Annotated in this window: 19 protein-coding genes; 10 read left to right on the top strand and 9 right to left on the bottom strand. The window is 61.0% G+C overall.

All coding sequences use genetic code 11. From position 1 onward, the window contains the following. Positions 1-76: 76 nt before the first annotated feature. The 4 genes from ACYVM5_RS18230 to ACYVM5_RS18215 form a co-directional block, all read right to left on the bottom strand. Positions 77-2,566 carry a T9SS type A sorting domain-containing protein gene (locus tag ACYVM5_RS18230; RefSeq protein WP_460619522.1) on the bottom strand — a complete coding sequence of 830 codons (2,490 nt, stop codon included), beginning with the start codon at positions 2,564-2,566 and terminating at the stop codon, positions 77-79. Between the two features lie 179 nt (positions 2,567-2,745). Then, on the bottom strand, positions 2,746-3,882 hold the full coding sequence (dprA, locus tag ACYVM5_RS18225) for a DNA-processing protein DprA (RefSeq protein ID WP_460619521.1): 1,137 nt from the start codon (positions 3,880-3,882) through the stop codon (positions 2,746-2,748). Positions 3,883-3,901: 19 nt separating this feature from the next. Further along, positions 3,902-4,264 (bottom strand): MerR family transcriptional regulator, encoded by a 363-nt coding sequence (locus ACYVM5_RS18220; RefSeq protein WP_198068328.1) that lies wholly within the window; start codon positions 4,262-4,264, stop codon positions 3,902-3,904. A 22-nt stretch (positions 4,265-4,286) separates the two neighbouring features. Beyond that, positions 4,287-5,327, bottom strand: coding sequence for a glycoside hydrolase family 53 protein (locus ACYVM5_RS18215; RefSeq protein ID WP_460619520.1), 1,041 nt, complete (start codon positions 5,325-5,327; stop codon positions 4,287-4,289). Between the two features lie 164 nt (positions 5,328-5,491). On the opposite strand from ACYVM5_RS18215, the gene alaS reads away from it, so the two are divergent. The 6 genes from alaS (at position 5,492) to ACYVM5_RS18185 (ending at position 14,130) form a co-directional block, all read left to right on the top strand. Next, positions 5,492-8,173, top strand: coding sequence for an alanine--tRNA ligase (gene alaS, locus ACYVM5_RS18210; protein ID WP_460619519.1), 2,682 nt, complete (start codon positions 5,492-5,494; stop codon positions 8,171-8,173). Between the two features lie 212 nt (positions 8,174-8,385). After that, a complete protein-coding gene (locus tag ACYVM5_RS18205) occupies positions 8,386-9,204 on the top strand; it encodes a hypothetical protein (RefSeq protein WP_460619518.1) in 819 nt (272 codons plus the stop codon). Positions 9,205-9,416: 212 nt separating this feature from the next. Beyond that, positions 9,417-10,343, top strand: coding sequence for an SPFH domain-containing protein (locus ACYVM5_RS18200; RefSeq protein ID WP_460619517.1), 927 nt, complete (start codon positions 9,417-9,419; stop codon positions 10,341-10,343). 93 nt (positions 10,344-10,436) lie between these two features. Continuing rightward, positions 10,437-11,291 (top strand): energy transducer TonB, encoded by an 855-nt coding sequence (locus ACYVM5_RS18195; RefSeq protein WP_460619516.1) that lies wholly within the window; start codon positions 10,437-10,439, stop codon positions 11,289-11,291. A 146-nt stretch (positions 11,292-11,437) separates the two neighbouring features. Further along, positions 11,438-12,892: an Asp-tRNA(Asn)/Glu-tRNA(Gln) amidotransferase subunit GatB gene (gatB, locus tag ACYVM5_RS18190; RefSeq protein WP_460619515.1), complete on the top strand. Its 1,455-nt coding sequence runs from the start codon at positions 11,438-11,440 to the stop codon at positions 12,890-12,892. 116 nt (positions 12,893-13,008) lie between these two features. After that, positions 13,009-14,130: a redoxin domain-containing protein gene (locus ACYVM5_RS18185; protein WP_460619514.1), complete on the top strand. Its 1,122-nt coding sequence runs from the start codon at positions 13,009-13,011 to the stop codon at positions 14,128-14,130. Between the two features lie 107 nt (positions 14,131-14,237). On the opposite strand, the gene ACYVM5_RS18180 is transcribed toward ACYVM5_RS18185, so the two are convergent. The 5 genes from ACYVM5_RS18180 to ACYVM5_RS18160 all read right to left on the bottom strand — a co-directional run bounded on the left by ACYVM5_RS18180 (position 14,238) and on the right by ACYVM5_RS18160 (position 21,103). After that, complete coding sequence (locus ACYVM5_RS18180) at positions 14,238-14,981, bottom strand: hypothetical protein (RefSeq protein WP_460619513.1); 744 nt, start codon at positions 14,979-14,981, stop codon at positions 14,238-14,240. Positions 14,982-15,036: 55 nt separating this feature from the next. After that, positions 15,037-15,555 (bottom strand): acyl-CoA thioesterase, encoded by a 519-nt coding sequence (locus tag ACYVM5_RS18175; RefSeq protein WP_198068335.1) that lies wholly within the window; start codon positions 15,553-15,555, stop codon positions 15,037-15,039. A gap of 147 nt (positions 15,556-15,702) precedes the next feature. Next, positions 15,703-17,919 carry a M43 family zinc metalloprotease gene (locus ACYVM5_RS18170; protein WP_460619512.1) on the bottom strand — a complete coding sequence of 739 codons (2,217 nt, stop codon included), beginning with the start codon at positions 17,917-17,919 and terminating at the stop codon, positions 15,703-15,705. A gap of 156 nt (positions 17,920-18,075) precedes the next feature. Then, positions 18,076-20,295, bottom strand: coding sequence for a M43 family zinc metalloprotease (locus tag ACYVM5_RS18165; protein WP_460619511.1), 2,220 nt, complete (start codon positions 20,293-20,295; stop codon positions 18,076-18,078). 145 nt (positions 20,296-20,440) lie between these two features. Further along, positions 20,441-21,103, bottom strand: coding sequence for a protein-L-isoaspartate(D-aspartate) O-methyltransferase (locus ACYVM5_RS18160; RefSeq protein WP_460620199.1), 663 nt, complete (start codon positions 21,101-21,103; stop codon positions 20,441-20,443). Positions 21,104-21,261: 158 nt separating this feature from the next. Here ACYVM5_RS18160 and ACYVM5_RS18155 point away from each other — a divergent pair, with 158 nt between their 5' ends. From ACYVM5_RS18155 to ACYVM5_RS18140, 4 genes are all read left to right on the top strand, one after another. After that, the gene (locus tag ACYVM5_RS18155) at positions 21,262-22,683 is read left to right on the top strand and encodes a sugar transferase (RefSeq protein ID WP_460619510.1); all 1,422 of its coding nucleotides are present in this window, start codon (positions 21,262-21,264) and stop codon (positions 22,681-22,683) included. Between the two features lie 152 nt (positions 22,684-22,835). Beyond that, positions 22,836-23,996 carry a tRNA 2-thiouridine(34) synthase MnmA gene (mnmA, locus tag ACYVM5_RS18150; RefSeq protein ID WP_460619509.1) on the top strand — a complete coding sequence of 387 codons (1,161 nt, stop codon included), beginning with the start codon at positions 22,836-22,838 and terminating at the stop codon, positions 23,994-23,996. 31 nt (positions 23,997-24,027) lie between these two features. Beyond that, positions 24,028-24,843, top strand: a complete 816-nt coding sequence (locus tag ACYVM5_RS18145; protein WP_460619508.1) for a hypothetical protein — start codon at positions 24,028-24,030, stop codon at positions 24,841-24,843. 45 nt (positions 24,844-24,888) lie between these two features. Beyond that, on the top strand, positions 24,889-26,580 hold the full coding sequence (locus ACYVM5_RS18140; RefSeq protein WP_460619507.1) for a S8 family serine peptidase: 1,692 nt from the start codon (positions 24,889-24,891) through the stop codon (positions 26,578-26,580). Positions 26,581-26,716 lie beyond the last annotated feature (136 nt).

Here is a 26,716-nt window from a genome sequence, read left to right as displayed (position 1 = left end):
GCCGCTGGCCCAGGCTCACAAAAAAACGGACGAGCCAGCGGGCCCGTCCGTTTTTGGTTACTACCAGCCGGAATGTTTACTGCACTTGCACGCGGCGGGTCACGGTGCCTTCGGCATAAGACACGCGCAACAGGTAAGTGCCGGCCGGGAGGTTGTCGAGGGCCAGATTGGCCGGCGCGGCATTGCTAAGCTCCAGGTGGCGCACGGCGCGGCCGAGCACGTCGAGCAGGTCGAGGGCCTGGGGGTGGGCGCTGGCGTCGGGGGCCACGGTGAGGGTGGCGTGGGCGGGCACGGGCCAGGCCTGGGTGCGCTCGGCCACGGCCTGCGGGGCCTGCACGTGCAGCACATTGCTGGCTGTGAGGCGGGCCAGGGCCATGGCCGACTGGCCGCCGATGGTGGTGAAGTAGCCGCCCACCATCAGCGTGCCGTCGGGCTGCACCAGCAGCGTACGAACGGAGTTATTGGGGACTGCGCTGGCTGCATAGGTGACATCGGCGGCGCCGGTGGGCAGCAGGCGGGCCAGGTTGTTTGGAACGCCGCCGCCGTTAAAGGAGCCTCCCACCAGAAGGCGGTTGTTGGGCTGCACTACCACTTTGTAAAGAGTGCCGCCAAGCGTAGGCGGAGTAAAGCCGGTATCGTGGGTACCATCGTCGTTGAGGCGGGCTATGCTGCTGCGGGAAAGCCCGCCCACCGACGTAAACTGCCCGCCAACTACAATTTTGCCATCGGCCTGCACGGCCAGCTCATTTGCACCGAAAGTGGGGGAAAGGGTGACGATTGGCGTTTGAGCGAAACTGGCATCCTGCGTACCAGTGCTGTTCAGGCGAATAACTGTGCGGTAAGCGGCCCCACTGCTGGGAATGTAGTGGCCAGCCAAAAGTAGCTTGCCATTGGGCTGCAGGGCCATCGCCTGCATATAAAGGAACTGGCCCGAGCTGAGCGTTGGCGCAAAAGAAGCGTCGGCCGAGCCATCGGCCTGCAGCCGCCACAGGTTACCGCTGAAGTTATTGCCCGAATTGCTACCGACCAACACCCGGCCATCGGGCTGGAGCAGTATCTGATTGATGGGGCGACTAATGGCCACAGCAGCCGCATTAAAGCTGTTGTCGAGGGTGCCGGTGGTCAGGTAGCGCTGCACCAAGTTTGGGGTGGCCACCAGCAAGCGCCCATCGGGCTGCAAGGCCAGCCGCACGACGGAGGAAAGAATGGGCGCACTCAGGGCGAAAGTGGCATCGAGTGAGCCGTTGGTATTGAAACGCGCCAGCTTCCGCGCGGTCTGGCCATTTATCTCACTGAAGTTTCCGCCCACGAGCAGCTTGCCATCGGCCTGTCGCACAATGGAACTGACACTGCCCGACAGCTGAATCAGGGGTTGGAAGGAAGTATCGAGCGCCCCGGTGCTGGTAAGCTGCACCAGGGTCTGGTCGAGGGCACCATTAAAGTCCATGAAGCTGCCGGCTGCCAGCACACTGCCACTGGCTAGCAGGGTAAGCGACTGCGGCCGGGTGCTGGGGCCGGTACCGGTCTGAAAAGAAGCATCAACGGAGCCATCAGAATTGAGACGCGCCAAGCCGGAGCCTGATGTGCTGCTGACTGTGTTAATTACCAATATTTTCCCATTGGGTTGCGGTATCACCGCATCGCCAAAATAGGAGTAGACGTAGCCGGTGGCGAAGGTGCTGGGTGGGCTAAATGAATTGTCGACGGCCCCATCGGCGAGCAGCCGCGCCATGTTGCCGTTGCCGTTGGGTAAGGTTAGCACACCGGTTACCAGTATGCGGCCATCGGCCTGCACGGCGATGTTGATTACCTCATCGTTTTGCGCCAGGGGCGAAACGAAAGTAGGGTCGAGGCTACCATCGGCGTTGAGACGCGCCAGGCTGTTGCGCGCCACCCCATTATATGACGTAAAAGTGCCGCCAATCAGGAACTTGCCGCTGGGCAGAGGGACCACGGTTACGATTTCATTGTCGGGCCCGGTTCCCCCGCTGTTGAAAGTTGCATCTACCGTGCCGGTTGTGCTGAGGCGGGCGATGTAATTGGAGGTGGCCCCGTTGAAGTGGTCGAAGTAGCCCACCACCAGCGTCTGGCCTGTGGGCAGCGGCAGGGCCTGGTCGACGGCGCCCGCGAAGCCGGTGAGTTCCGGTCCCGTACCGGGGTTAAAGGTAAAGTCGCCCGTACCGTCGGCATTGAGGCGCATGAGCCCGTTGCGGGTGACCCCGCCCGCCGTCACGGTGGTGGTATAGCTGACCAGCAGCAGCTGGCCGTTGCTTTGGCGGCTCACGCGGTACACCTGCGAGGTGGTCCCGAGGTTCTGCTGGAAGGCGGCATCCACGGTGCCATTGGGGCTGAGGCGCGTCAAGTAGTTGGCGGGCGTGCCGTTCACGCGGGTGAAGGCACCCACCACCACGCGCTTGCCATCGGGCTGCTCCAGTGCCGAATACACCGTGCCCGGAGCATAAATGGCGGGCGGCGCGAAGCCCAGGTCCAGGCTTTGGGCGGCGAGGTGGTGGCCGGAACCTGCGACCACGAGCAGCATAGCCGCCATTGGTAGATTTTTTTTCATCATGTTAAAATGTGGTTTTGGAAGGGTTAATTAATGAGCATGCTACAGTAACTCTGCTCCTAGGATTAGCTAGCCCTTGTGTCCGAGCTAGCCAGGTATGGAGAAATGTAGCTTACCCGGTAAAAGCATAATGCCTGATTGGAGCAAAATTCATACGCACCCGCATGCATTGATTCAGGTTAATCCAATCGAAACTTCTTGCCCGGCAGCGCCCGCACCACGCCCCGAAACTCCAGTGCCAGCAGCAGCGAGGCCACGGTATGAATGGCCAGCTGGGCTTTCCAGGCCAGCTCGTCCATGTGCAGTTCGCGGCCCGGCGCGGCAGCCAGCACCGTTATCAGGCCATATTCATCGGCCGTAAAATCGGCAGCAGAGTAGGAGGGAACAGGCTTGAATTTGCCCGATTGGTGCAGGGCGGCGTCCCAGTTCAGCAGTTGCTCCAGGTCGCGCGGTTCGGCGTAGAGGGCGGCTTTGTTGTCCCGGATGAGCGCATTGCAGCCGGCTGAGGCCGCAGAACTCAAGTTGCCGGGTACGGCCAGCACGTCACGGTCGTAGCTCAGGGCCAGCTCGGCGGTTATCAGCGCCCCGCCTTTTATGGCGGCTTCCACCACCACGGTCCCATCGCTCAGGCCGGCGATAATGCGGTTGCGGGCCGGGAAGTTGTAGCGGTCGGGCGGCGTGCCGAAGGGAAATTCGGTGAGCAGGCCGCCCTGCTCGCGCATTTTATCGGCCGTTTTCTGGTGGGTATGCGGGTAGATTCTGTCCAAACCCGTAGCCATCACGCCCACCGTTTCGAGGCCTTCCTGCAAGGCCGCGCGGTGCGCCATAATGTCGATGCCATAGGCCAGGCCGCTCACCACCAGCGGCCGGTGCGGCAGCAAACCGGCAATGATGCGCTCGGTTTGCTCGCGGCCGTAGTCGGTGGCCTGGCGCGTGCCCACCAGGGCCACGGTTTTGGACGCGTTGAGGTCGGCCGTGCCCTGGTAGTATAGGATGGCGGGCGCGTCGGGAATCAGCTTTAGGCGGCTGGGGAAGCGCTTGCTGGTGTAAAACAGGATTTCGACGCCGTCCTTTTCGGCTTTCTTTAAGTCGGCTTCCGCTTTGCGAAAAGCCTTTTCGCGCTCCGCCCCAGTCAGGATTTTAATGGTCGCGTCACCTACGCCGGGAATGCGGCGCAGCTTGCCGGGCGGCATCATCAGCACGTTTTTGGCCGCGCCGCCGTAGCTCATCAGCTGCCGCGTGAGCTGTGGGCCGATGCCGGGCAGCAGCGTAAGGGCGAGTTCGTGGAAAAGGGTGTCGTTGGTAGAATCGGACATGGAAGGATATGAGGCGGGACTATTCCGAATCGGCTTTCCCCGCCGCTTCCACTTCCTTCTTCAAACTCAGCAGAAACGCCCGCACCTTCTCCAGGCTCTGCACCACATCAATTTTGTCCTTGAGCTGCGGGCCTTTCTGCTTAAGCATGTCGCGCGCGCCGGGAATGGTGTAGCCGCGCTCCTTCACCAGGTGGTAGATGGTGCGGAAAACCTCGATGTCCTGCGGGGTGTAGAGGCGGTTGCCCTTCTTGCTGCGGCGGGGCCGGAGCTCCTCAAACTCGGTTTCCCAAAAGCGCACCAGCGACTCGGCCACCTTGAACTGGGCGGCCACTTCGCCGATGGTGAAGTATTGTTTTTCGATGCTGCGCTCTTTGTAGGGCATGGTAGTTGGAGCCGATATCGGGTTACTCAACCCGGTATTTCCGGCTGATTTCGTCGTAAATTAACAACAAGTCGTTGGCCTTTCCCTGTTTGTCGAAAATGGATTCCCAGGTGTTGAGCGGCTCCCAGATGAAGCTGCCCTTGCCTTTGCCGCCCGGCAGGTTGAAGGCGATGTCGTTGACCTCGCGCTTGCGCTCCGAATATTCGACCACCACAATGTCCTGCGGGTATTTTTTGGCCAGCGCCGTCAGGTTGTTCTTAAGGTCCGGTATGGTGCCGTGCCACTTCGGATAATAGGACTCACCAATCACATCGAATTCAACTTTGCGCGCCAGCATGTGGTCGAGCCACAGGGTGGATTTCAGGTTCTGGCCGCCCAGGGCAATGTGCATCATCACCAGCGCGGTGGGCGTGGTTTCGCGCACGGCGCGGGCCCCGGCTTTGGCCAAGCCGGCCAGCACATCGAAGCGGGCCAGACTGTCGGCTTTATCCACGTCGCCATCGGGCCACACCATGCCGTGGTTGATTTCGTTGCCCACCTGCACCATGTCGGGCGGCGTGCCCTGGGCGTTCAGGGCCTGCAATACTTCTTTGGTGTAGTCGTGCACGGCGGTTTCCAGCGCCGCGCCGGTCAGGTTTTTCCAGGCCAGCGGCTTGAACTGCTTTTGCGGGTCGGCCCAGGTGTCGGAGTAGTGGAAATCGAGCAGCAGCTTCAGGCCCGCTTGTTTCACGCGCTTGGCCATGGCCAGTGTGTGGGGCAGGTCGCAGAAGCCCTTGCCGGGCGAGTAGCCGCTGTCGGCTGCCGGGTTATTGAAAATCCGCAGGCGGATGTAGTTGAAGTGGTGGTCTTTCAGAATCTGAATGGCATCCTTTTCCACGCCCTTGTCCGAGAACTTGACGCCCCGGGCTTCCAGTTGCGGCAGAAAGGAAATATCGGCCCCTAGGACTTTGCCCAGCCTGGGCTTGCGCGGAGCAGGAGGTGTTGCAGCAACTGCGCTCAAACCAGCTAATACCAGCAGGCCAATGCTGGCCGAGCGGCGCAGAATATTCAAACGAAACGACATAGCAGCGGAAGCAAAATGTGCGGCTTGAACCAAGCCGGGGAAGGACTCGCAAGATACGGGCAGCCGGGCAACCGCGTCAGGGGGGCGTTTTGTTACCTTTGTGGCACTGGCCCCGTGGCAAAACCAATTCCTTGCCGGGTGCGGGCCGTATTCTTCTGCTTCCTATGTCACTCCCCACCGCTTCCGCTGTCCGTCAGCAGTTCCTCGATTTCTTCGCCTCCAAAGGTCACCACATCGTGCCCTCGGCCCCCATTGTGGTGAAGGACGACCCCACGCTGCTATTCATCAACTCGGGCATGGCCCCGTTCAAGGACTACTTCCTGGGCAACAAGCCCGCGCCCTACAAGCGCATTGCCGACACGCAGAAATGCCTGCGCGTGAGCGGCAAGCACAACGATTTGGAGGAGGTTGGCTACGACACCTACCACCACACCATGTTCGAGATGCTGGGCAACTGGTCGTTCGGCGACTACTTCAAAACCGACGCCATTGCCTGGGCCTGGGAGTTGCTGACTGAGGTGTACAAGCTGGAAAAAGACCGGCTCTACGTCACCTATTTCGAAGGGGACAAAACCGACGGCACCGGCCCCGACACCGAAACCCAGAACCTGTGGCGGAAATACACTTCCGACGACCGCATCCTGCCGGGCAACAAGAAGGACAACTTCTGGGAGATGGGCGACACCGGCCCCTGCGGCCCCTGCACCGAAATCCACATCGACCTGCGGTCCGACGAGGAACGCGCCGCCACCCCCGGCCGTGAGCTGGTGAACGCCGACCACCCGCAGGTGGTGGAAGTATGGAACAACGTGTTCATGGAATTCCAGCGCCTCGCCGACAAGTCCCTCATCAAGCTGCCCGAGCAAAGCGTGGACACCGGCATGGGCTTCGAGCGCCTGATGATGGCCGTGTCGGGCGTGAAGTCGAACTACGACACCGACGTGTTCCAGCCGCTCATCCAGTTCATTGCCAAGGAAGTAGGAGTGGAGTACCACGGCACCGCGCCCGCCAAGGTGACGGACCAGCCCGCCACCGAAAACGAAAAGACGGACATCGCCATCCGCGTGATTGCCGACCACATCCGCACCATCGCCTTCACCATTGCCGACGGCCAGCTGCCTTCGAATGTGAAGGCTGGTTATGTGATTCGCCGCATCCTGCGCCGGGCCGTGCGTTACGCTTTCTCGTCGCTGAATCAGAAGCAGCCCTTCCTGTATAAGCTGGTGCCCGTGCTGGCCGAGCAGATGCGCAACATCTTCCCCGAGCTGAAAGCCCAGACGGCTTTTGTGCAGCGGGTGATTGAGGAGGAGGAAATTGCCTTCCTGAAAACGCTGGAAACCGGCCTGCGCCGCCTCGACGCGCTGGAAGAAAGCACCCGCGCCAACGGCGGCGTCATCGACGGTAAAACCGCGTTTGAGCTGTCCGATACCTTCGGCTTTCCGCTCGACCTCACCGCCCTCATCGCCCGCGAAAAGGGCCTGACGGTGGATGAAGAAGGCTTCAAAAAGGAGTTGGAGCAGCAGAAAAGCCGCAGCCGCAACGCCCAGGAAACTGAGCAGAGCGACTGGGTGACCGTGACCGAGCACGACGCCCCCAACGTGTTTGTGGGCTACGACCAGGACGAGGCCACGGCCCGCCTGCTGCGCTACCGCAAAGTCGACAAAAAGGGCAAAACCGAGTACCAGCTGGTGTTCGACCAAACGCCGTTCTACGCCGAAAGCGGCGGCCAGATTGGCGATACCGGCTACCTGGAATCGACCCTGAGCAAGGTGCGTGTGATTGACACGAAGAAGGAAAACGACCTCATCATCCACACCACGCTGGAGCTGCCGCAGGAGCTCACCGAAGAATTTCTGGCCCAGCCCGATGTTGCCCGTCGCACGCTTATTCGCAACAACCACACGGCCACCCACCTGCTGCAAGCCGCCCTGCGCGAGGTGCTGGGCAGCCACGTGCAACAGAAAGGCTCTTTGGTGAATGAAAAGCTGCTGCGCTTCGATTTCTCGCACTTCACAAAAGTTTCCGATGAACAGCTGCGCGAGATTGAGCAGCTGGTGAACGCGCGCATCCGCCAGCAAATCCCGCTCGATGAGCGCCGTAACGTGCCCATTGCCGAAGCCAAAACCCTGGGTGCCATGGCCCTGTTCGGCGAGAAGTACGGCGACTTCGTGCGCGTCATCACCTTCGACCGGGACTACTCGGTGGAGCTGTGCGGCGGCCTGCACGTAGCCAACACGGGCAGCATTGGCTACTTCAAAATCACGACGGAAAGCGCCGTGGGCGCGGGCGTGCGTCGCATCGAGGCCGTAACGGCCGGCGCGGCCGAGGCCTTCGTCGACCAGCAGCTCGACCTGCTGACTCAGGTACGCGAGACGCTGGGCAACCCCCAGCACCTGCTCACCAGCTTGGAGAAGCAGAACGAGGAGATTGCCAACCTGCGCAAGCAAATCGAACAATTCGCGCAGCAAAGCATCAACCAGCAAAAAGACCAGCTGGTGGGCCAGGTGAAGCCGTTGAATGGCGTGAATTTCTTGGCCGCCCAGGTGCAGGCCAGCTCGGCCGACGCGCTCAAAACCCTCGCCTTCAACCTGCGTCAGGCCGTGCCCAACCTCGTGCTGATACTTGGCGCGGAAGTGGACGGCAAGCCGCAGCTAGCCGTGATGCTTGCCGACGAAATTGCCCAGGCCAGCAAGCTCAACGCCACCACGCTGGTGCGCGAGCTGGCCAAGGAAATCCAGGGCGGCGGCGGCGGGCAGCCGTTCTTCGCCACGGCCGGCGGCAAGAACGTAGCCGGGCTGGGTGCGGCCATTGCCAAGGCGGAGGCGGCTGTTGCAACAGCGCTATAGCGGCTACCATTTGATTGCAACGCCAGAAGCGGCGGCTCCGAAGCATTGGAGCCGCCGCTTTTTTGTGCCTACATGTCCCCCAGCAATAATTGAGGAAAGCCACCGACTGCCGCGAACTCATGATTTTTCAACATCTTTGATGCGTTGCATCCAGCCTATGCCGTTTTTTATATCGGCATGGCCTTCCACGCACCCAACCACGTTTCTACCCGATGAACAGATTTTGGGCTGCCTGCCTGGCGCTGCCTGGCTTAGTTGTGGGGGCTATGCCGGCCGCCGCGCAATCCGAGCCGGTGGCCGCCGTTGCGCCCCGGCCCAAAACGATAGAATACTTCAGTGCCGAGCACCGGCTATTGCCAACGGCGGAGGGTGCCAACTACCGGCTGGAAATCACTTACCGCGACAGCGTAGCAGGGACCGTGCGTAAATACGACGCGGCCGGCAAACTAAAATGGATAGATGCCTACGGGCACTTGCGGCTAAAAATCCGCCACGGTGCCAGCACCACTTGGTACGATAATGGGCAAATGCACACCAAAGAAGATTACCAAGCCGGCCGGCAACACGGTGAGTTCCTGGTGTACTATCCTGATGGCACGCTGCGCCGCCGCGACCAGTTTGTCCAGGGTAAGCGCACGGCGGGCGAATGCTTCGGCCCTGATGGTCAGCCCGCTGCCTACTTCGAGTACCGCATCAAACCAGTGTACAGCGAGGGCGATGGCAGCAATGCCGCAGTGGTTCATGCTATCTGGCGGCAGGTGCAATACCCCACGGAGGCGTTGCGCCTGGCGCTGAATGCCCGCATCATCATCGGCTTTACAATCGACCAGCAGGGCCGCGTGAACGAGGTACGCGTTGAAAAGGAACCCCCGATAGACCAAATTGCGCCGAACCTGCGGGACGCTTTTGTGCTGGTGAAAAAATCGGCCCTCGATGCTACCCGGAAACTGAAGCCCTTCCAGCCGGGCCAGATTGATGGCGAAGCCGTGCCGGTAAACTACTCCGTGCCCATAACCTTCCGTACCGAGTAGCGACAACGCTGCCAACAACCGCTCCGCCACGCCTTTGGGGTGCTGCCTGCCGGTGAAAGAACCCCGAAACCTGAACGTGCGGTGTAATACTTAGGCCCAATCGGCGATGCATTGTTCGATGCTGCTGCGTCATCGTCGTGTCGCTGGTTAATTATTGCGCTTTTTTAACCGACATTTCCGCTCACTTTCACCTTTTCTCCTGCTTTACCGTCATGTCCACCTTCGCCCTCGCGCTGCTCATTCTCGTTGGCCTCACGCTGTTTTTATGCTACGTCATTGTGCCGCAGGGCACGGTAGCGGTTGTCACGGTATTCGGCAAATACCGGCGCATCATGCTGCCGGGCCTGAATTTTAAGCTGCCGTTTATTGAGACGGTCTACAAGCGAATTTCCATCCAGAACCGCTCGCTGGAATTGAATTTCCAGGCCATCACCGTCGACCAGGCTAATGTGAATTTCAAGGCCATGCTAGTGTATGCGGCCTTCGACCAGAGCGAGGAAGCCATCAAGAACGTGGCCTTCAAGTTTGTGGACGAGCAAAGCCTGATGCAGGCGCTGGTGCGCACCGTGGAGGGCAGCATCCGGGCCTTCGTGGCCACGCAGCGCCAAGCCGCCGTGCTGAGTTTGCGCGGCGAAATCGTGCTCCACGTAAAGGACCAACTCGATGCCACCCTCGAAAGCTGGGGCTACCACCTCATTGATTTGCAGCTCAACGACATTGCCTTCGACGAAGAAATCATGCGCTCCATGGCCAAAGTAGTGGCCTCGAACAACCTGAAAGCCGCCGCCGAAAACGAAGGCCAGGCCCTGCTCATCACCAAAACCAAAGCTGCCGAAGCCGAGGGCAACGCCATCAAAATCGCGGCCGAGGCAGAAAAAATCGCGGCCCAGCTGCGCGGTCAGGGTGTGGCACTGTTCCGTGAGGAGGTGACCAAGGGCCTGGCCCACGCCGTGGAGGAGGTCACCAAAAACAACCTTGACCCCTCGCTGGTGTACTTTTCGATGTGGACCGAAGCCATCAAGCACTTCGCTGAGCAGGGCAAAGGCAACGTCATTTTCCTCGACGGCTCGAACGAAGGGATGAGCAAAAACCTGGAGCAGATGATGGCTATGCAGCAGCTCCAGCGCCCACTGAAGTAAGCTGGGGCAGCCATTTCGGCATCCGGTGCGTAATTTGGGGAGTTGGAAGTCTGGGACTGTTTCCAGGGCTTTCAACTCCTTTTTTCTTGTCCGGTGAAAACACGTTTACTGTATCTGGGGCTTTTATTGGCGGGGCCGCTGGCCGGCCGGGCGCAAGCGCCCCGAGCCGTTACGCCCGGCCCCATCAGTAGCTTTTTTACTCCCGATTATCTGCCTTCCACCGCCTCCGATTCCACGGCCTTGTGCGCCGAAACTACGTTTCGCGACAGCCTGAGCGGCATCACGCGGGTGTATTATCCTTCGGGTAAGCTCAAGCAGTACATTCCGTACCTCAACGTGGCGCGGGGCGTGCGCTACGGCAGCGTCACGACCTGGTACGAGAACGGCCAGATGTGCACCAAAGAGGACTACGTGCGCGGCGTGCGCCACGGCGACCTGCTGACCTATTATCCTGACGGCACCCTCAAGCGGCGCGAGCACTGCCTGGACGGCCGCTGCGGTGTGGGTACCTGCTACGACGCCAACGGCTACCCCGTTCCCTACTTTGCCTACGAGCAGCTGCCGCTGTACCCCGGCGGCGAGGAGCGCCTGCTAAAGGAACTCACCAAAGCCGTGCGCCTCAACAGCCAGGAGCTGGCCGCCGCCCGTCGCGCCACTCGCCATATGCCCGACATGGTGCAGTATGGCTGGCGGCGCGAGGTGGACGTGGAGCTGGCCGTGGCCGCCGACGGCCGCATCACCGATGCCCGCGTGGTGCAGTCCACAGCCGGTTTTTTGAACAATGCCGTGCTGCGGGCCGTGGCCAAGCTGCAGCGGCAATTTGTGCCCGGCCGGCGCGATGGCCAGGTGATGACCAGCTTTCTCACCGTGCCGCTGTTTTACACCCTTGAGGCGCCCAGCCGCCAGCCGTACCCGGGCAGCTATGGCAGCCCCCGGATGCGCCGCTAGGTCCGGCTGACCGTAGCGGCACGGGCCAATTCAGCTACCTCTGAGCCGAAAATCGACCATTGGCGGCTCCGTCATGCGGGCTGGCTTCCGCCTACCCGTTACCTTTAAGGCTGAATACCCAGTAGGACCCCGCGTTTTTACAGAATATGGACGAAGCCACCCTTGCCAAATACCAGCCCGTTATCGGCCTGGAAGTTCACGCCCAGCTGCTCACGCACAGCAAGATGTACTCTTCCGATGAGAACGAGTACGGCGTTGCCCCCAATACCAACCTGTCGGTCATTACCCTCGGCCACCCCGGTACCTTGCCCAAGGTGAACCGCACGGCCGTGGAATTTGCCATGAAAATGGGCCTGGCCACCAATTGCCAGATTCGGCGCGACAACCTGTTTGCGCGCAAAAATTACTTTTACCCCGACCTTCCCAAAGGCTACCAGATTACGCAGGATAAAACCCCGATTTGCTACGACGGCCACCTCGAGGTACGCGTGGGCGAGGAGGTAAAGCGCATCGGCATAACCCGCATTCACATGGAGGAGGATGCCGGTAAATCGATGCACCTGGCCGGCGAAACCGAAACCCTCGTGGACCTGAACCGCGCCGGCGTGCCGCTCATTGAAATTGTGAGCGAGCCCGACATCCGCACCGGCGACGAAGCCTACGCCTACCTCACCGAAATTAAGAAGCTGGTGGAGTACCTCGGCATCTGCGATGGCAACATGGAGGAAGGCTCGCTGCGCTGCGACGCCAACATCTCGGTGATGCTGAAAGGGGCCGATAAGTTCGGCATGAAGGTGGAGGTGAAGAACATGAACTCCTTCCGCAACGTGCAGCGCGCCATTGCCTACGAAATCGAGCGGCAGATTGCCATCATCGAAGCCGGCGAGGAAGTGGACAGCGAAACCCGTGGTTTCGACGCTGCCAGCGGCACCACCAACGGCCAGCGCAGCAAGGAAACCCTCAACGACTACCGCTACTTCCCCGAGCCCGACCTGCCGCCACTGGTGATATCGGACGAGTGGCTGCACCGCGTGGCTGCCGAGCTGCCGGCCCTGCCGCAGCAGCTCTATTCGCGCTTCACCGGCGAGTTGGGCCTGAGTGCCTACGACGCCTCGGTGCTCATCGACCAGAAAGAAGTGGCGCTGTTTTTCGACGACCTTTCGCGCCTCACGCCCAATGCCAAAGCGGCGGCCAACTGGGTGATGGGCCCCGTGAAATCGTATCTGAACGAGCGCGCCCTCACCATGGCCGACTTCCCGCTCGACGCCGCCCAATTGGCCGGCATCATCGACCTGATTGACGCCGGAAAAATCAACTATTCCGTGGCCAGCAAGCAGCTGTTTCCGCACCTGCTGGAGCACCCCACCGCCAATGCCACCGGCGCGGCCGAAAGCCTGGGCCTGCTCACGCAGGCCGACAACGGTGAGCTGGCCGGCCTGGTGCAGCAGGTGCTCGACGCCAACCCCGCCAAAGTAGCCGAGTACCGCGCCGGCAAAAAGTCGCTCACCGGCATGTTCATGGGCGAGCTCATGAAACTCACCGGTGGTAAGGCCGACCCCAAACTGGCCAACCAGCTGCTCCGCGCCGGGCTGGACGGGTAAGGGCTTCGGCTTTCGCCCGTCTGTCCCACCGGCTCCGGCTTTAGCTGCCGGAACAATCCTCTAACGGCCCCGCGTTGGCCATTTCGATTCACAAGTTCACGCACATGCCTCACCTCATGATAAAATCTGTTTTCCTGGCTGCCACCGTGCTGGGCATGGCCAACGCCTGCCAGAATGCCGCCGCCGCTGATGGCTACGAAATTTCGGGCCAGCTGAAAAATGCCCCGGCCGGCACAGTGCTGCACCTTTCCGAACTCAACTCCAACCAGTTTGTGGAGAAGACCACGGCTAAAACCGATGCCGCCGGGAAGTTTTCTCTGAAAGGCGCAGCGGTAGCCCCCGGCATCTACCAGCTCAAGGTGGACGACGCCAACCAGGTGCTGCTGCTGCTCGACAATAAAACTCACGTAGAAGTGAGCGGCGACGCCAAAAGCCTGCCCAACTCCTACAGTGTGAAAGGCAGTAAGGATGCCGAAGTGCTCCGCCAGCTCACGCAGGTGATGGAGGGCAGCAAGGGGCAGCTCGAAGACATCAGCAAGCGCTACGGCGTGGCCGGGCAGGCCGGCAAAACCGAGGAGATGAAGGCCATTGAGAAGGAGTATTACGCCATTCAGGGCCGCAACACGGCCAAAATGAAGTCGCTCATTCGGCGCAATGTGACGTCCGTAGCCAGTGGATTTGCCGTGGGCACGTTCATCAATCCCGAAGAAGAATTTCTGTTTGCTGATTCCGTTGCTGCCATTCAGCGCAAGGCCAACCCGAATTCGCCCTTCACCAAGGAGCTGACGGCCCGTCTTGAGCCAATGCGCGCCACCGCCCAGGGCGCTATGGCTCCCGAAATCAACCTGCCCCAGCCCGATGGTTCCAAACTGGCCCTGAGCAGCCTGCGCGGCAAATACGTGCTGATTGACTTCTGGGCCAGCTGGTGCGGCCCCTGCCGCCAGGAAAACCCCAACGTTGTGAAGGCTTACAACCAGTTCAAGGACAAGGGCAAAGGCTTCACCATTTATTCCGTGTCGCTGGACCAGGAGAAGGGCAAATGGGAAAAAGCCATTGCCGCCGACGGCCTCACCTGGCACCACGTGTCGGACCTGGCTGGCTGGCAAAGCGTTGCCGGAGCTGCCTACGGTGTGAAAGCCATCCCGCAGTCCTTCTTGGTGGACCCGCAAGGCAAAATCATCGCCAAGAACCTGCGCGGCGAAGCTTTGTCCGCCAAACTGGCCGAGGTGCTGAAATAGTGGTTAGTGATAAACGGTTAGCGGTTAATTTCCGCTTAATCAGTTGAGTAAAAAAGCCCGCCCAATTGGGCGGGCTTTTTATTTGCCTATTATTTCGGCGTTAGCCACTACCCCAAAAACATGCGCTGCAAGCCGGGCCAGAGACGCTTTTTCAAACTAACATCGTACTCGACCAAATCGACGGTGGCCGATGCCAGATAGGCGAGGCCGAGGGTGGGGAACAGCACGGGCTCGTAAATCTGAGTGTTGCGGATGGTGGTATCAAGCAGGTTTTTGCCGAAGGCCACAATGTGCGTAGCCGCCAGCTCACGGCGCAGGTTGGCCAGCGCCACGGGCAACTCCGATTCCACATTCACCAGCAGCACGTCGGCCATCACCAGGTTCAGGGCCTGGAGCATTTTGTTCAGAAACACGTTGCGGTGCATCTTGAGAAACTGGTCCGACGGCAACCGGAACAGCAGGATTACGCCCTGCGCGTTGTCGCCCATTACCGTGAACGGCGTGAGCATGACCGGCGGCACGGCTGGCTCCAACGGTACTGCCGCCGGCGCGGCCTGGGCCGGGCGCGGGGCCGTCGGCTCTGGTGGCCCCGCCGCTACCGGGTGCAAGGCACTCGAAGTAAGGCGTTCCAGGCCTGCCGAGGGCTTGCTGTAGGCCATCGGCGGCATGCTGGAAACGCGGGGCGGCGCCACCGGCTCTGGCTTGGGAGCCGGCAGTGGGGCGGGCGCGGCTTGGGCAACCGCCGGGGCTGGCGGTGCAGTGGCCGGCTCCTCAGCCGCCGTGTCGGCAGGCACATAGAGCGTCACGTCGGTATAGAAATTTTGCAGAAAGGCCAGCTTTTCGGCAGACATGGCGCGACGGTTAGGGTGAGAAAATTTGGCTGATTTATGGGAGTAATTATACCGATTATTTCAAATCGAACAAGGCTTTCAGCTCCTGGGCTTCGGCGGGCTGCATGCGGCCGGCCAGCACCAGGCGCAGCTGCCGACGGCGCAGGGCACCTTCATAGAGGCTAATTTCGGCTTCGGTTTCCGGCACGGCTTCGGGCACGTCGATGGGCCGGCCGCTTTGGTCCACGGCCACGAAGGTGAAGAACGCCTCGTTGGTTTTGAGCTTCGTACCGCTCGGGATATCCTCGGCCCATACGTCGATGTGCACTTCCATGCTGGAGCTGAACGCGCGCGTCACCTGCGCCTGCAGCGTGACCACGTTGCCCAGTCGGATGCTGTCGCGAAACGACACGTTGTCAACCGAAGCCGTGACCACGATGCGGTTGGAGTGCTTCTGGGCCGCGATGGCGGCGGCAATGTCCATGAGGTGCATCATGCGCCCCCCCATGAGGTTGTTGAGGGTGTTGGTGTCGTTGGGCAGTACCAGCTCGGTCATGATGACGAACGAGTCGGCGACGGGTTTTTGCTTGCGCATGGAGAAAAAGTAAAGCGGCCAGCGGTAGGCCAGGAAAACTGCCGCAAAGGTACGGCCCCAGGGCAGCGGTGGCCAGCGCCAAAAAAAAGCCCCGTCCGATTTCGGACGGGGCTTTTCTCAATCAGCAATGAAATGCCGGGCGCGGGACTATTCCACGTTGAGCTTGCTGGTGAAGGTTTCGCCATCGAGCGAGATGTGCACCACGTACACACCAGCTTTCAGGGCGTGGCCGGCGCTTTGCAGCGACACGGTCTGCTGGCCAGCGCCATACATTTTGGCGGGCTGCGAAACCACGTTGCGGCCCAGCACGTCGGTGAGGCGCACCGCCACGTTGGTGGCAGCCGTCAGGTTGAGGTGCACAGCCGTTTCGTTGGTCATCGGGTTCGGGTACACGCTGATGCCGCGGCTGGCGAGGGCGTCAGCTTTGGTGGCCAGCGGGCCGGCAATGCGCAGGTTATCGAAGAAGAAGTTGTTGCCGGCCGTGGTACCGTTCACCATCTGGAAGCGCACTTTGAACAAGCCGCTGCCCTGGAACTGGGCCGGAATGGCCACCGTGGTGTTCTGCCAATCGGCGCTGCTGGTGGGCACGAAGCCATCGATAGGAGTGAGGCCCTGGGTGGTGAGGTCCGTCACGTTGAGCACGGCGGGCGTCGACCAGTTCACGCCGCAGTCGCTGCTGAACGAAATGCGCAACTGCTCGTTGCTGGCCAAAGTGCGCAGGGCGAAGGACCGCGAGAAGCTCAGCGAGGCCGGGCGGGGCACCGAAGCGAGATTGATGTTGGGTGTGATGAGCTGGCTGGTGGCGCCGGTCGGAATAACCCGGTCCTGCACAATCAGGTAGCCGGTGCCGGTGGCGGCAGGCACGTTTGCCTGGCGAACCCAGCGGTAGTTGGGAGCTGCCACCCCGGCGCTGGTGAAGCCTGAAGAGGTGTAGTTGCGCAGCGTAGGGTCGGCAAACAGGTTCGGGAAACTGGCGTTTTCAAACGACTCCGTGTACGGAGCCGTTTCGCCGCCCGTCGGGCCTTCTACCCGAATGAAGTTGGTCACGGTGCTGGTGCTATTGCCCGCGCTGTTGCTCACGGTTTCGGTCACTGGATAGAAGCCGGCCGCAGCATAAGATACCGAAACAGTAGAACCGGTGGCCGTGGCAGGCGTACCGCCGGGGAACGACCAGGAATAAGTAAGTGCGCCGCCGCCCGACGAGAAGTTATAGGAATAGTCGTTCAGCGTGACGGGCGTGTTGATGCAGACGCTGGTGCTGGAGCCTGTGGCAACCGCGAAGGCCGCAACCGGGGCGCAACTGGCGGGAGCTACATAGCCGTCATTGGTGCCGGTGGCAATCAGGTTGGCCTGGGTGGTAAGGCCGGTGCGCTCCGGGCGGGTAGCCAGTACGTTGCGCATCAGGGTTTTCTGGCCCTGCGTGAACATGGTGGGGCAAGCCGCGTAGTCCATGATGTTCTGCACGTTGGCCAGAATGCGCTGGCCCGTAGCTGGGTCAGTGCAGGGCGAGTACGTCAGGTCGCAGTTGAAGGTGCCGTCGGTGGTGGGGGTATCGGCCACGCCGTCGTCGCCGCTGCAGTTACCGGTGCCGGGGTTGTTGGTCTGGCCCCAGGGGTGGCTCAGGCCGAAGTAGTGGCCGATTTCGTGGGTAGCGGTGCGGCTCTGAGCACGGGCGGGCGTACTGGTACCGGTGTTGCCGAACCAGTCGCCACGGGCTACAAAGCCGTCGCGCTGAGCAGTAGAATTCTGGGGCAGGTTGGAGTAACCCAGTACGATGCCGCCAGCCGAGGGCGTACCGATGCTGCTAACAATCCAGATGTTGAGGTAGCGCTGACGGTCCCAGATTACGAGGGATTGCACCGCTCCGCTCTGGTCATCGTTCACCAGACTAGGCGCGTAGTGACGGGTGATGCCATTGGTGCAGTTGCCGTTGGGGTCCTTTTTGGCAAGGCGAAACCGGAAGCCAATGGCCGCCGCCCGCGCCCGGAAAGCGGCCACCGTATTGGCTGTGTCCGCATTCAGTTTTTGGTAATCGATGTTCAGTTGGTCGATGGCGCTGTTAATCTGCCGGTCGCTGATGTTGTCGCTCCCGCCGGCGTGAATGATGTGCACAACCACCGGAATGGTTACATCGGTCACGTAGGACGTTTTATTTTGCTGGGTAGCGGCCATTGCCTCCAGCTGCTTGTACATGGCGCGCTGGGCTTCGCGGGCACCGGGGTGCTCGGCGAAATATCGCTCCTGCTCGGCCACGGCACCACACCAGTTGGGGCTGCGTTCGCTAACGATATTTTGAGCGCTGGCACTCAGGCCGTTCAGGGCCAGTGCCAAGGTCAGCGCCGTGGGTATTAGTTTTTTCAACATGAGAAGAAATTAGGAGAAAATTTGGGTTTTTTAGAAGCGAGGAAAGAAAATGGCGGCTGGGGCCGCAAAAAGAATTTGCTCCAAACGCGGGGCTTTCAAATTTACCGAAAAAACTTAATTCTGCTACGTCCCGGTGGCGTATCAGCAGCGCTGCAATCAAGGAATTACAACTTTGTTGGTCGAACGCGCATTGGCAGTTTGCAGTTCAACCAGATAAATACCGGAGGCCGGGCGGGCGGTGTCGGCCGGTACCAGGGGCAGCGTTTGGACGCCGGCCCGGCCGGTCGCCCGCGTGGGGGCGCCTACCGGCCGGCCCAGCAGGTCGGTCAGTCGGAGCTCGATAGGGCCGGGGGCAGCCAGGCTAAATTCCACCACCGATTCCGCCGTGAGCGGGTTAGGATACACCCGGGCCGCAGTGCTGCCGGCCCCCGGGCGTGTGGCCAGGAGCGGGGAAGTTCCCACGGCCAGCTTGTCGAGGTAGATGTAGTTGCCGCCGTTGCTCAGCATCGTCAGGCGCACCTGGAAGTGGTTGGTCAGGTAGCTGGCCGGGATGTCTACCCGCAGGCTTTTCCACTCCGAGGCAGCCAGGGGCGTGTAGCCGAAGGTGCGCAGCGTATCGCGGGTATTGAGCACAAGCGAGAAAAAGCTGCGCTGCGTGGCCCAGGTAAGGCCGCAGTCGTTGCTGAACTGCACGGCCAGCGACTCGTTGGCCTGGCCTGTGCGCAGGGCGTAGGCCCGGTCAAAAGTCACCGCCGGCTGGTCAGCAGTTGTGAGGCCGCTCAGGTTGATGTTGGGCGACGTGAGCATGGTTTGAGTGCCGGCCGTCAGTACCGAGCTGGGCACCAGCACGCAGGCGGTACCGTCGCTCACGGCTAGGCCGCCGGGCGTGCTGGTCCGCCGAATCCACCGTGCCGCCGTTGAGGCTGCATTCGAGGAGCTGGCCCAGTTGCGCAGGTCGGGGGCCGTGAAGTTGGCCGGAAAGCCCGGCGCTTCGAATGACTCAACTACTGAACTCGCCGTGCCTATCAGTCCGGAATTCCCTCCAACTACTTGCACGAGGCCCGTGCGCGTAGCCGTGCCCGTGGCACCGCCGGCCGTCACGGTCAGCGTAGCATCAAAAAGGCCGCCCGAGGGATACGTCACCGTGGGGTTGCGCAGGGTGGAAGTGCTGGGCACGCCACCCGGGAACTGCCACGCATAGGTGGCTGCCGTCAGGCTGGCGTTGTAGGAGTAATCGGTAAACGTCACCGTCGAACCGTCGCAGATAGTGGTGGCCGAAGCCTGAAACGCCACCACCGGGGCACAGTTGGGGGCCACGTAGCCGTCGTTGGTGCCGGTGGCCACCAGGTTGGCGGCGCTGGTGAGCACCTGCCGGCAGCCGAGCTGCAGCGAAGCCCGCATCACGGCGCGCTGGCCCAGGGTGAACATGCGCGTGCACGAAGAGTAGTCCATGTAGTTCTGCACGTTGGCCAGCGGCCCACAGGGGTTGAAGCTGGTGAGGACAGTACCCGTGCCATACGCCGCCGAACAGCTGGTTTGCGAGCCCGTAGTATTGGGCGTGTCGGCAATGCCGTCGTCGATGCTGCAGTTGCTGGCCAAGCCCGGCGTGTTGCCGCCGCCCCAGGTGTGGGGCAGGCCAAAATAATGGCCGATTTCGTGGGTAAGGGAGCGCACCGCCAGGTTGCTGCCGCCCGAGGTGCCGATGCTGCCAAACTGCGCGTTCCGAATCACAATACCATCGCCGGTGCCGCCCGAGCAGGGCAGGTAGGCGTAGCCGCCGGCCCCATTGGCGCTGGTGCATACCCAGATGTTGAGGTACTTGTCCTGCGGCCACACAATCAGGCTTTTCACCCGGTCGTCGCCAATGTTAGTATCGGTCGAATACGTGCGGGTGATGCCGGTGGTGCAGTTGCCGTTGGGGTCCTTTTTGGCCAGGCGAAACCGGAAGCCGATGTTAGCATACAACGACTGGAAGGCCGGAATCACGTCGGCCGTGTCGCGGTTGGTTTTGCTGTAGTCTTCGTTGATAACCCGCAGGGCATCATTCACCTGCGCATCCGAAATATTATCGCTCCCGCCGGTGTGAATGATGTGAATCACGACGGGCACCGTGACATCCGGGGCGGCCAGCAGGCGCGCCTGGGTGGCGGGCATGCGAGCCACGTTCTGGAGGAAGGCGCGGTAGGCAGCCGCCGCGCCCGGCTGCCGGGCAAAAGCCGCCTGCTGGGCGCTGTCGAAAGCACAGCGGTAGCCGGTTTGGTGCTCGGGGTATTTCCGCACCACGCCTTCCGGCGTTTGGGCCGTGGCCACGAGGCTGCCCAGAGCAAAGGCCGCACTGAGCAGCCCGCCCTTAAAATGGCGTAACATTTTCATCATAAGCAGGAAAACGGGTGGAGAAAATGGGGGAGAAAAAGGGGAGGAGAAAGTATACCCGGCCGGCCTTTCGTCTGGGGGAAGCAGGCAACCGGGATAATCGCAGGCAAATTACACCTGATAAATGGGTATAGAATGAAGTGGGCTGCTACGAGCGCCAGCCCCCGGCCCCGAGCAGCGGCACGAACCGGAAATCCTCAAATTCTTCGCGCACAAAGGCCTCGTTACCTTCACGGGTCACGCGCACCATGCGCTGGGTATGGTTGCCGCCCACGGGTATCACGAGGCGGCCGCCCACGCGCAGCTGGCGCAGCAGGGCCGGAGGCAGACCCGGCGCCCCGGCCGTGACGAGAATTGCATCAAAAGGGGCGCGGTCGGGCAGGCCCACCGAGCCGTCGCCGCAATACAGCCCCGCCCCGCCAGCCCCCAGTGACCCCAGCAACTGCCGGGTGCGGGCAAACAGCACCTCGTTGAATTCGATGCTGTCGACGTGGGGCGTGAGCTGGAGCAGCACGGCGCACTGATAGCCCGAGCCGGTGCCCACCTCCAGTACCCGGTCGGTGGGCTTCAGGTTGAGCAGCTGGGTCTGGTAAGCCACGGTGTAGGGCTGCGAAATCGTCTGGCCCTCGCCGATGGGAAACGCCTTGTCCTGGTAGGCATGGGCCTCGAAAGCGGGCGCAAAAAAGAGGTGGCGCGGCACGGTAGCAATGGCCTGAAGCACCCGCTCGTCGTGAATGCCGCGACGCTGCAGCTCGCGGGCCAGCGCCCGCCGCTGCCCCTGATGGCGATAAGTATCCTGAAGCGGTGAGATGATAAAACGCTAAAAAGAATGAATAAAAGCCGGACCCTAGGGCTTGGGGGACATTGGCCGCCCCCAAAAGAAGCCGCCGGACAACTACCGGCCGTCCCTACCTTTGCCGGGAGCGGTACGTCTCCACAGACCGCGAAAATACTACCCCGCCCACCGTTTTGCAGCTAATTCGTCGCTTTCAATATATCAAGCTGGTTGCCGCCGATTTTGGCGCGGCGCTGGTTGCCTGGATGTGCTTTTACCTCGTGCGCAAATATTTGCTCAACGAGCTGACCGGCTACCACTTCACTGAAGGCGTGTTATTCGACCTCACTGGGTCGGCCGTGTTTATTGCCATCTTCTGGACGGTGCTCTACGCGCTGGTGGGCGAGTACCGCGACATTTACCGCAAGTCGCGCTTGGGCGAAATCCTGCGGCTGGCAAGGGTAGCCATGCTGGGCGCGGTGGTGATTTTCTTCACCCTGCTGCTCGACGACCAAGGCGTAGTGAACTATCGGGCTTATTATAAGACATTTACCGCCTACTACTTACTGCATTTCCTAATCACGGCCATTCTGCGCACCGTGGCCGTGAGCAGCGTGCAGCGCCAGATTCGCAAGCAGCGGATTTTCTTTCCCACACTGTTGGTTGGTTCCAATGCGCTGGCGTTGAATACCTTTCATGAGCTTTCGCGCACCAGCAGACACCTGGGACTGCGCATTGTGGGGTTTGCGCCCGTAGGCGACACCATCGACCCCGCCCTGGCCGCCGAGCTGCCCGCGCGCGGCTCCTACCAGCGCCTGCCGGCCCTGGTGCGGGCCCTCAAAATCGAGCAGGTCGTCATCGCCATCGAGCCCAGTGAGCACCTGCTCATCCAAGATATTCTGGCGCTGCTGGAAGGCACGCCGGCCCGCGTCAGCATCCTGCCCGACCTTTATCAGATGCTGTTAGGCTCGGTGAAAGTCAATCACTTATTCGGCACGCCGCTCATCGAAATCAAGCAGGACCTGCTGCCCGTGTGGCAGGTCATGCTCAAGCGGATTATCGATGTGGTGGGTTCGGCGCTGTTCCTGCTGCTGGCCTCGTGGGTCTACGCCTTCACGGCCGTGATGGTGAAATTATCGTCGCCCGGGCCGGTGTTTTACCGGCAGGAGCGCATCGGGCGCGACGGCCACCCGTTCCGCATCATCAAGTTCCGCTCGATGTTCACCGACGCCGAGAAGATGGGCCCGGCCCTGAGCTCCGACCACGACCCGCGCATCACCAAGTGGGGCCGTTTCATGCGCAAGGTGCGGCTCGATGAGCTGCCTCAGTTCTGGAACGTGCTGAAGGGCGACATGAGCATCGTGGGCCCGCGCCCGGAGCGCCAGTTTTTCATCGACCAGATTGTGAAAATCGCGCCCCACTACCGCCACCTGCACCGCGTGCGGCCGGGCCTCACCTCGCTGGGCCAGGTGAAATATGGCTATGCCGAAACCGTAGCCCAGATGGTGGAACGGCTTAAATTCGACATTCTGTACATCGAGAACATGAGCCTGGCGATGGATTTTCGGGTGCTGCTCTACACGCTCAAAATTATTGTGGAAGGACGGGGGAAGTAGTGGTTAATGGTTAACGGTTAGTGGTTAATGCAGGAACGAGATGGCTGAAAGTCACTTATCACTGACCATTAACCACTAACCACTAATCGAAGCCGTACCTTTGCAGTTGCCGGCCGGAACCATTAAAGCTCCGGGTGAATTGCACCACTAATATGAATACCGAAGTAAAAGGAAGAGTCCTCGTCGCCATGAGCGGCGGAATTGATAGCAGCGTGGCCGCCGTGCTCCTGCACGAACAAGGCTACGAAGTGGTCGGGATGACCATGAAAACCTGGGACTACGCCAGCGCCGGCGGTTCCAAAAAAGAAACCGGCTGCTGCTCGCTCGACAGCATCAACGACGCCCGCGACATTGCCGTGACGCTCGGCTTCCCGCATTATATCATCGATATCCGCGACGAGTTTGGCGACTTCGTAATCGACAACTTCACCGACGAATACCTCGCCGGCCGCACGCCCAACCCCTGCGTGCTCTGCAACACCCACATCAAATGGGACGCCCTGCTGCGCCGCGCTGACCAGCTTGGCTGCCAGTACATTGCCACGGGCCACTACGCCAACATCCGCAAGGACGAGGAAACCGGCCGTTTCGTGGTAAGCAAAGGCCTCGACGAAAACAAAGACCAAAGCTATGCGCTATGGGGCGTGAGCCAGGAGAGCCTGAGCCGCACGCTGTTTCCGCTGGGCGGCATGCGCAAAACCGAGATTTACGACGAAGCCCGCCGGCGCGGGTTCACCGAGCTGGTGAACAAGCCCGAGAGCTACGAAATCTGCTTTATTCCCGACAACGACTACCGTGGCTTCCTGCGTCGCCGCGTGCCGGGCCTGGAGGCCCGCGTGGCCGGCGGCAACTTTGTGACCAAAAATGGCCGCGTTATCGGCAAGCACGAGGGCTACCCATTCTACACCATTGGGCAGCGCAAGGGGCTGGGCGTGGCGCTGGGCTACCCGGCGTTTGTGCTCGAAATCCGGCCTGATACCAACGAAGTGGTACTCGGCAACTACGACGAGCTGGCCAGCACAGCCACCGTGGTAGGCAAGCTCAATATGGGCAAACTGGCCAGCCTGCAAGGTCTTGGCCTGGTGCCGGCCGTGGTGAAAGTGCGCTACAACCACGATGGTTCGCCGGCTTTCCTGGAAGAAGTGGACGGTAAAATCCGCGTGTATTTTGAGGAGGCGGTGCATGCCATCACCCCCGGTCAGGCCGCTGTATTCTACGACGGCAACGATGTGCTGGGCGGCGGCTGGATTGAGCGTCACGTAATTGGCGAATTTCCCTTACCTTTTGCCGCTACGGCCACGGCTGAGCAATAATTCCTTTCCACTTACCCGCCGCGCACTACTCATGCAACAACTGTTTTCTTTTTGGAATTTGCCGGCAGCTACCCGCCGGGCCGGCTTGGTTTTGGCAGCCGGCGCACTAGCCCTCAGCGCTGCCGGCTGCAAAGAAAACACTGTGGAAATCCTGCCCGATGCGGGCCTGGGCTATTACCCGGTAGCCGTCGGTAATTACTGGATTTACGCTGTGGCGGATACGTCATGGAGCACGGCCAGCGGCCAGGGCTCCCAGGTAACGCCCAGCGTAGCGACGGTAAACGCCTTTCAGTTTCGGGAAACCATTGCCAGCACCTTCACCGATGCAGCTGGCAAAACGGCTTACCGCCTGGTGCGCTCCAAGCGCATGACGCCCACCGCGGCCTGGGTCGATGATAGTGTGTTTACCCTGAGTCCGTCGGCGCAGTCCGTCATTCTCAATCGCAACAACCTTCGCACACTGGAGTTGATTTTTCCGGTGCGCGAAGGCCGCTTGTGGAATTTCAATGCCTACAATAACAACTCCGAAGACACCGTGACGGCCGAAACCCGGCGCTACCGCCGGGTAGGAGAGCCGTTCAGCACCACCGTAAGCGGCACCACGACAGCCTACCCGGCCACCGTGACCACCACTAACGAAGGCACGGCGCAGGCCGATGACGCGTATTATGTGAATACCTACCAGCAGGTATTTGCAAAGGGCGTGGGGCCGGTGTTTCGGCGTAAGCGGCGCTTTTCCAATTACTACTACATAAGCTCTGTTGGGGGCAATGTCGTTTTCGTCCCGAAGTCGTACACCTTCGGCTATTCGCGCCGCGAAACCCTGATTGAGTACAAAGTGAATTAGGCTACCCGCCGCTGATTTTATTCCCCTCGCTGTTCACCGCAATTTATGGTGCCTTCTACGTTTAAATGGGTGAGCCTGGCCCTGGTGGCCGGTGCGTTGAATGCCCTGGCAGTTGCTCCGGCCGCGGCGCAGGGCACCGTGCGTCGCCATCTAATTTATTTCCGGGATAAGGCCGGCACGCCGTTTTCGGTGGCGCAGCCGCAGGCTTTTTTGTCGGCCCGGGCGCTGGCCCGGCGCACCCGGCAGGGCATCGCCGTGCTGCCACGCGACCTGCCCGTAAACCCCGCCTACGTGGCCCAGATTCGGGCCGTGAGCGGTGGGCCGCAGGTGCTCTACACGTCCCGCTGGTTCAATGCGGTCGTGGTTTCCTGCGATTCCCTCACGCTGGGCCGCATCATGGCCCTACCTAAGGTGAGCCGCGCCAGCACCCTCAACCGGAGCGCCCGCGTGCCCGGACCCTTCACCGCGCCCACACAGCTGCCCGCACCCGCCGCGCAGAAAACGGCGGCCACTCGCGCCCAGTATGGCCCGGCCTACCGCCAAAATCAGCAGATTGGTGCGCTGGCGATGCACGATGCCGGCTTCCGGGGCGAGGGCATGCAAATTGCCGTGTTCGACGCGGGTTTTCCCGGAGCCGACCAGATTTCGGCCTTGCAGCCCCTGTTTCTGGAGCAGCGCCTGGCCAGCACCCGCAACTTCGTGGACGGCGGCACCAGCGTGTACGGCCGCAGCGACCACGGCACCAACTGCCTGTCCACGATGGCCGCTAACCAGCCGGGGTTCTTCGTCGGCACCGCGCCCAAAGCCACGTTTCACCTGTGCATCACGGAGGACGTGTATTCGGAGCACCCCATTGAGGAAGCCAACTGGCTAGCTGCCGCCGAATACGCCGATTCGGTGGGTGTCGACGTTATTAGTTCTTCGTTGGGCTACACCGATTTCGATGCACCTTCCGTGTCGTACACTTATGCGGATATGACCGGCCGCAACGCCATCAGCTCGCGGGCCGCGACTATGGCTGCCCGCGTGGGCATGCTGGTGGTGAGTGCCGCTGGCAACGAAGGCAACCATGCCTGGCACTACATTTCGGCCCCCGCCGATGCCGATTCCATCATGACCGTCGGGGCGGTGGATTCGCTGGGCAACCACGCGTTTTTCAGTTCCTATGGCCCCACGGCCGATGGCCGCATCAAACCCACGCTGTCGGCCATGGGGCTGGCTACGGCGGTGATTTCGCCTAACGGTGGCGCTTTCCGGGGCAACGGCACCTCGTTTGCCTGCCCCGTACTGGCGGGTATGGCGGCCGGTTTCTGGCAGGCTAACCCCACGCTCACGGCGCAGCAGGTAATTGTGGCCCTGCGCAGCACCGCCACCCAATCGGCCAACCCCGACAATACGCTGGGCTACGGCATTCCCAATTTTGTGACCGCCTACAATACCCTGCATCCGAGCGCGCCATTGGACACCGTCTCGCCGGCTGCAGCGGGTGCGTTGGGCCTGTACCCCAACCCAACCGGCAGTGGCCCGTTGATGCTGGTAGTCCCGGCGGTGCTGCGCGGCCAAGCGCTGCGCGTGCGCGTGCTGGATGTCCGGGGCGCGGTGGTAGCACAGCAGCAACTGCCGGCTGCCATCGGCGACGAAGTTCCGCTCCGCCTTGGGCCGCTGGCGAAAGGGACCTACATCTGCGAGGTAAGCTCAGGTAATACTCTGCGAACGGTAAAATTCGTGCAGCAATAAGCAGGTTTTCAGCTACTAAAGGAAGGTGCTTCACGGCACCTTTTTTTATGTGTTTATTTTGAGGTATCAGCTTGTTTTTGAGGATGATAATTCGTACTTTTAAAGTATCAATTAACCCCTTTTAGAGCAGTATAAT

The sequence above is a fragment of the Hymenobacter ruber genome, from assembly GCF_054783255.1.
This window is presented reverse-complemented; position numbering and strand designations above follow the sequence as displayed.

Excerpts from the sequence above, each read along its gene's own strand:
- ACYVM5_RS18230 (WP_460619522.1), bottom strand. The coding sequence starts at position 2,566 with ATGAAAAAAAATCTACCAATGGCGGCTATGCTGCTCGTGGTCGCAGGT.
- dprA (WP_460619521.1), bottom strand. The coding sequence starts at position 3,882 with ATGTCCGATTCTACCAACGACACCCTTTTCCACGAACTCGCCCTTACG.
- ACYVM5_RS18220 (WP_198068328.1), bottom strand. The coding sequence starts at position 4,264 with ATGCCCTACAAAGAGCGCAGCATCGAAAAACAATACTTCACCATCGGC.
- ACYVM5_RS18215 (WP_460619520.1), bottom strand. The coding sequence starts at position 5,327 with ATGTCGTTTCGTTTGAATATTCTGCGCCGCTCGGCCAGCATTGGCCTG.
- alaS (WP_460619519.1), top strand. The coding sequence starts at position 5,492 with ATGTCACTCCCCACCGCTTCCGCTGTCCGTCAGCAGTTCCTCGATTTC.
- ACYVM5_RS18205 (WP_460619518.1), top strand. The coding sequence starts at position 8,386 with ATGAACAGATTTTGGGCTGCCTGCCTGGCGCTGCCTGGCTTAGTTGTG.
- ACYVM5_RS18200 (WP_460619517.1), top strand. The coding sequence starts at position 9,417 with ATGTCCACCTTCGCCCTCGCGCTGCTCATTCTCGTTGGCCTCACGCTG.
- gatB (WP_460619515.1), top strand. The coding sequence starts at position 11,438 with ATGGACGAAGCCACCCTTGCCAAATACCAGCCCGTTATCGGCCTGGAA.
- ACYVM5_RS18185 (WP_460619514.1), top strand. The coding sequence starts at position 13,009 with ATGATAAAATCTGTTTTCCTGGCTGCCACCGTGCTGGGCATGGCCAAC.
- ACYVM5_RS18180 (WP_460619513.1), bottom strand. The coding sequence starts at position 14,981 with ATGTCTGCCGAAAAGCTGGCCTTTCTGCAAAATTTCTATACCGACGTG.
- ACYVM5_RS18175 (WP_198068335.1), bottom strand. The coding sequence starts at position 15,555 with ATGCGCAAGCAAAAACCCGTCGCCGACTCGTTCGTCATCATGACCGAG.
- ACYVM5_RS18170 (WP_460619512.1), bottom strand. The coding sequence starts at position 17,919 with ATGTTGAAAAAACTAATACCCACGGCGCTGACCTTGGCACTGGCCCTG.
- ACYVM5_RS18165 (WP_460619511.1), bottom strand. The coding sequence starts at position 20,295 with ATGATGAAAATGTTACGCCATTTTAAGGGCGGGCTGCTCAGTGCGGCC.
- mnmA (WP_460619509.1), top strand. The coding sequence starts at position 22,836 with ATGAATACCGAAGTAAAAGGAAGAGTCCTCGTCGCCATGAGCGGCGGA.
- ACYVM5_RS18145 (WP_460619508.1), top strand. The coding sequence starts at position 24,028 with ATGCAACAACTGTTTTCTTTTTGGAATTTGCCGGCAGCTACCCGCCGG.
- ACYVM5_RS18140 (WP_460619507.1), top strand. The coding sequence starts at position 24,889 with ATGGTGCCTTCTACGTTTAAATGGGTGAGCCTGGCCCTGGTGGCCGGT.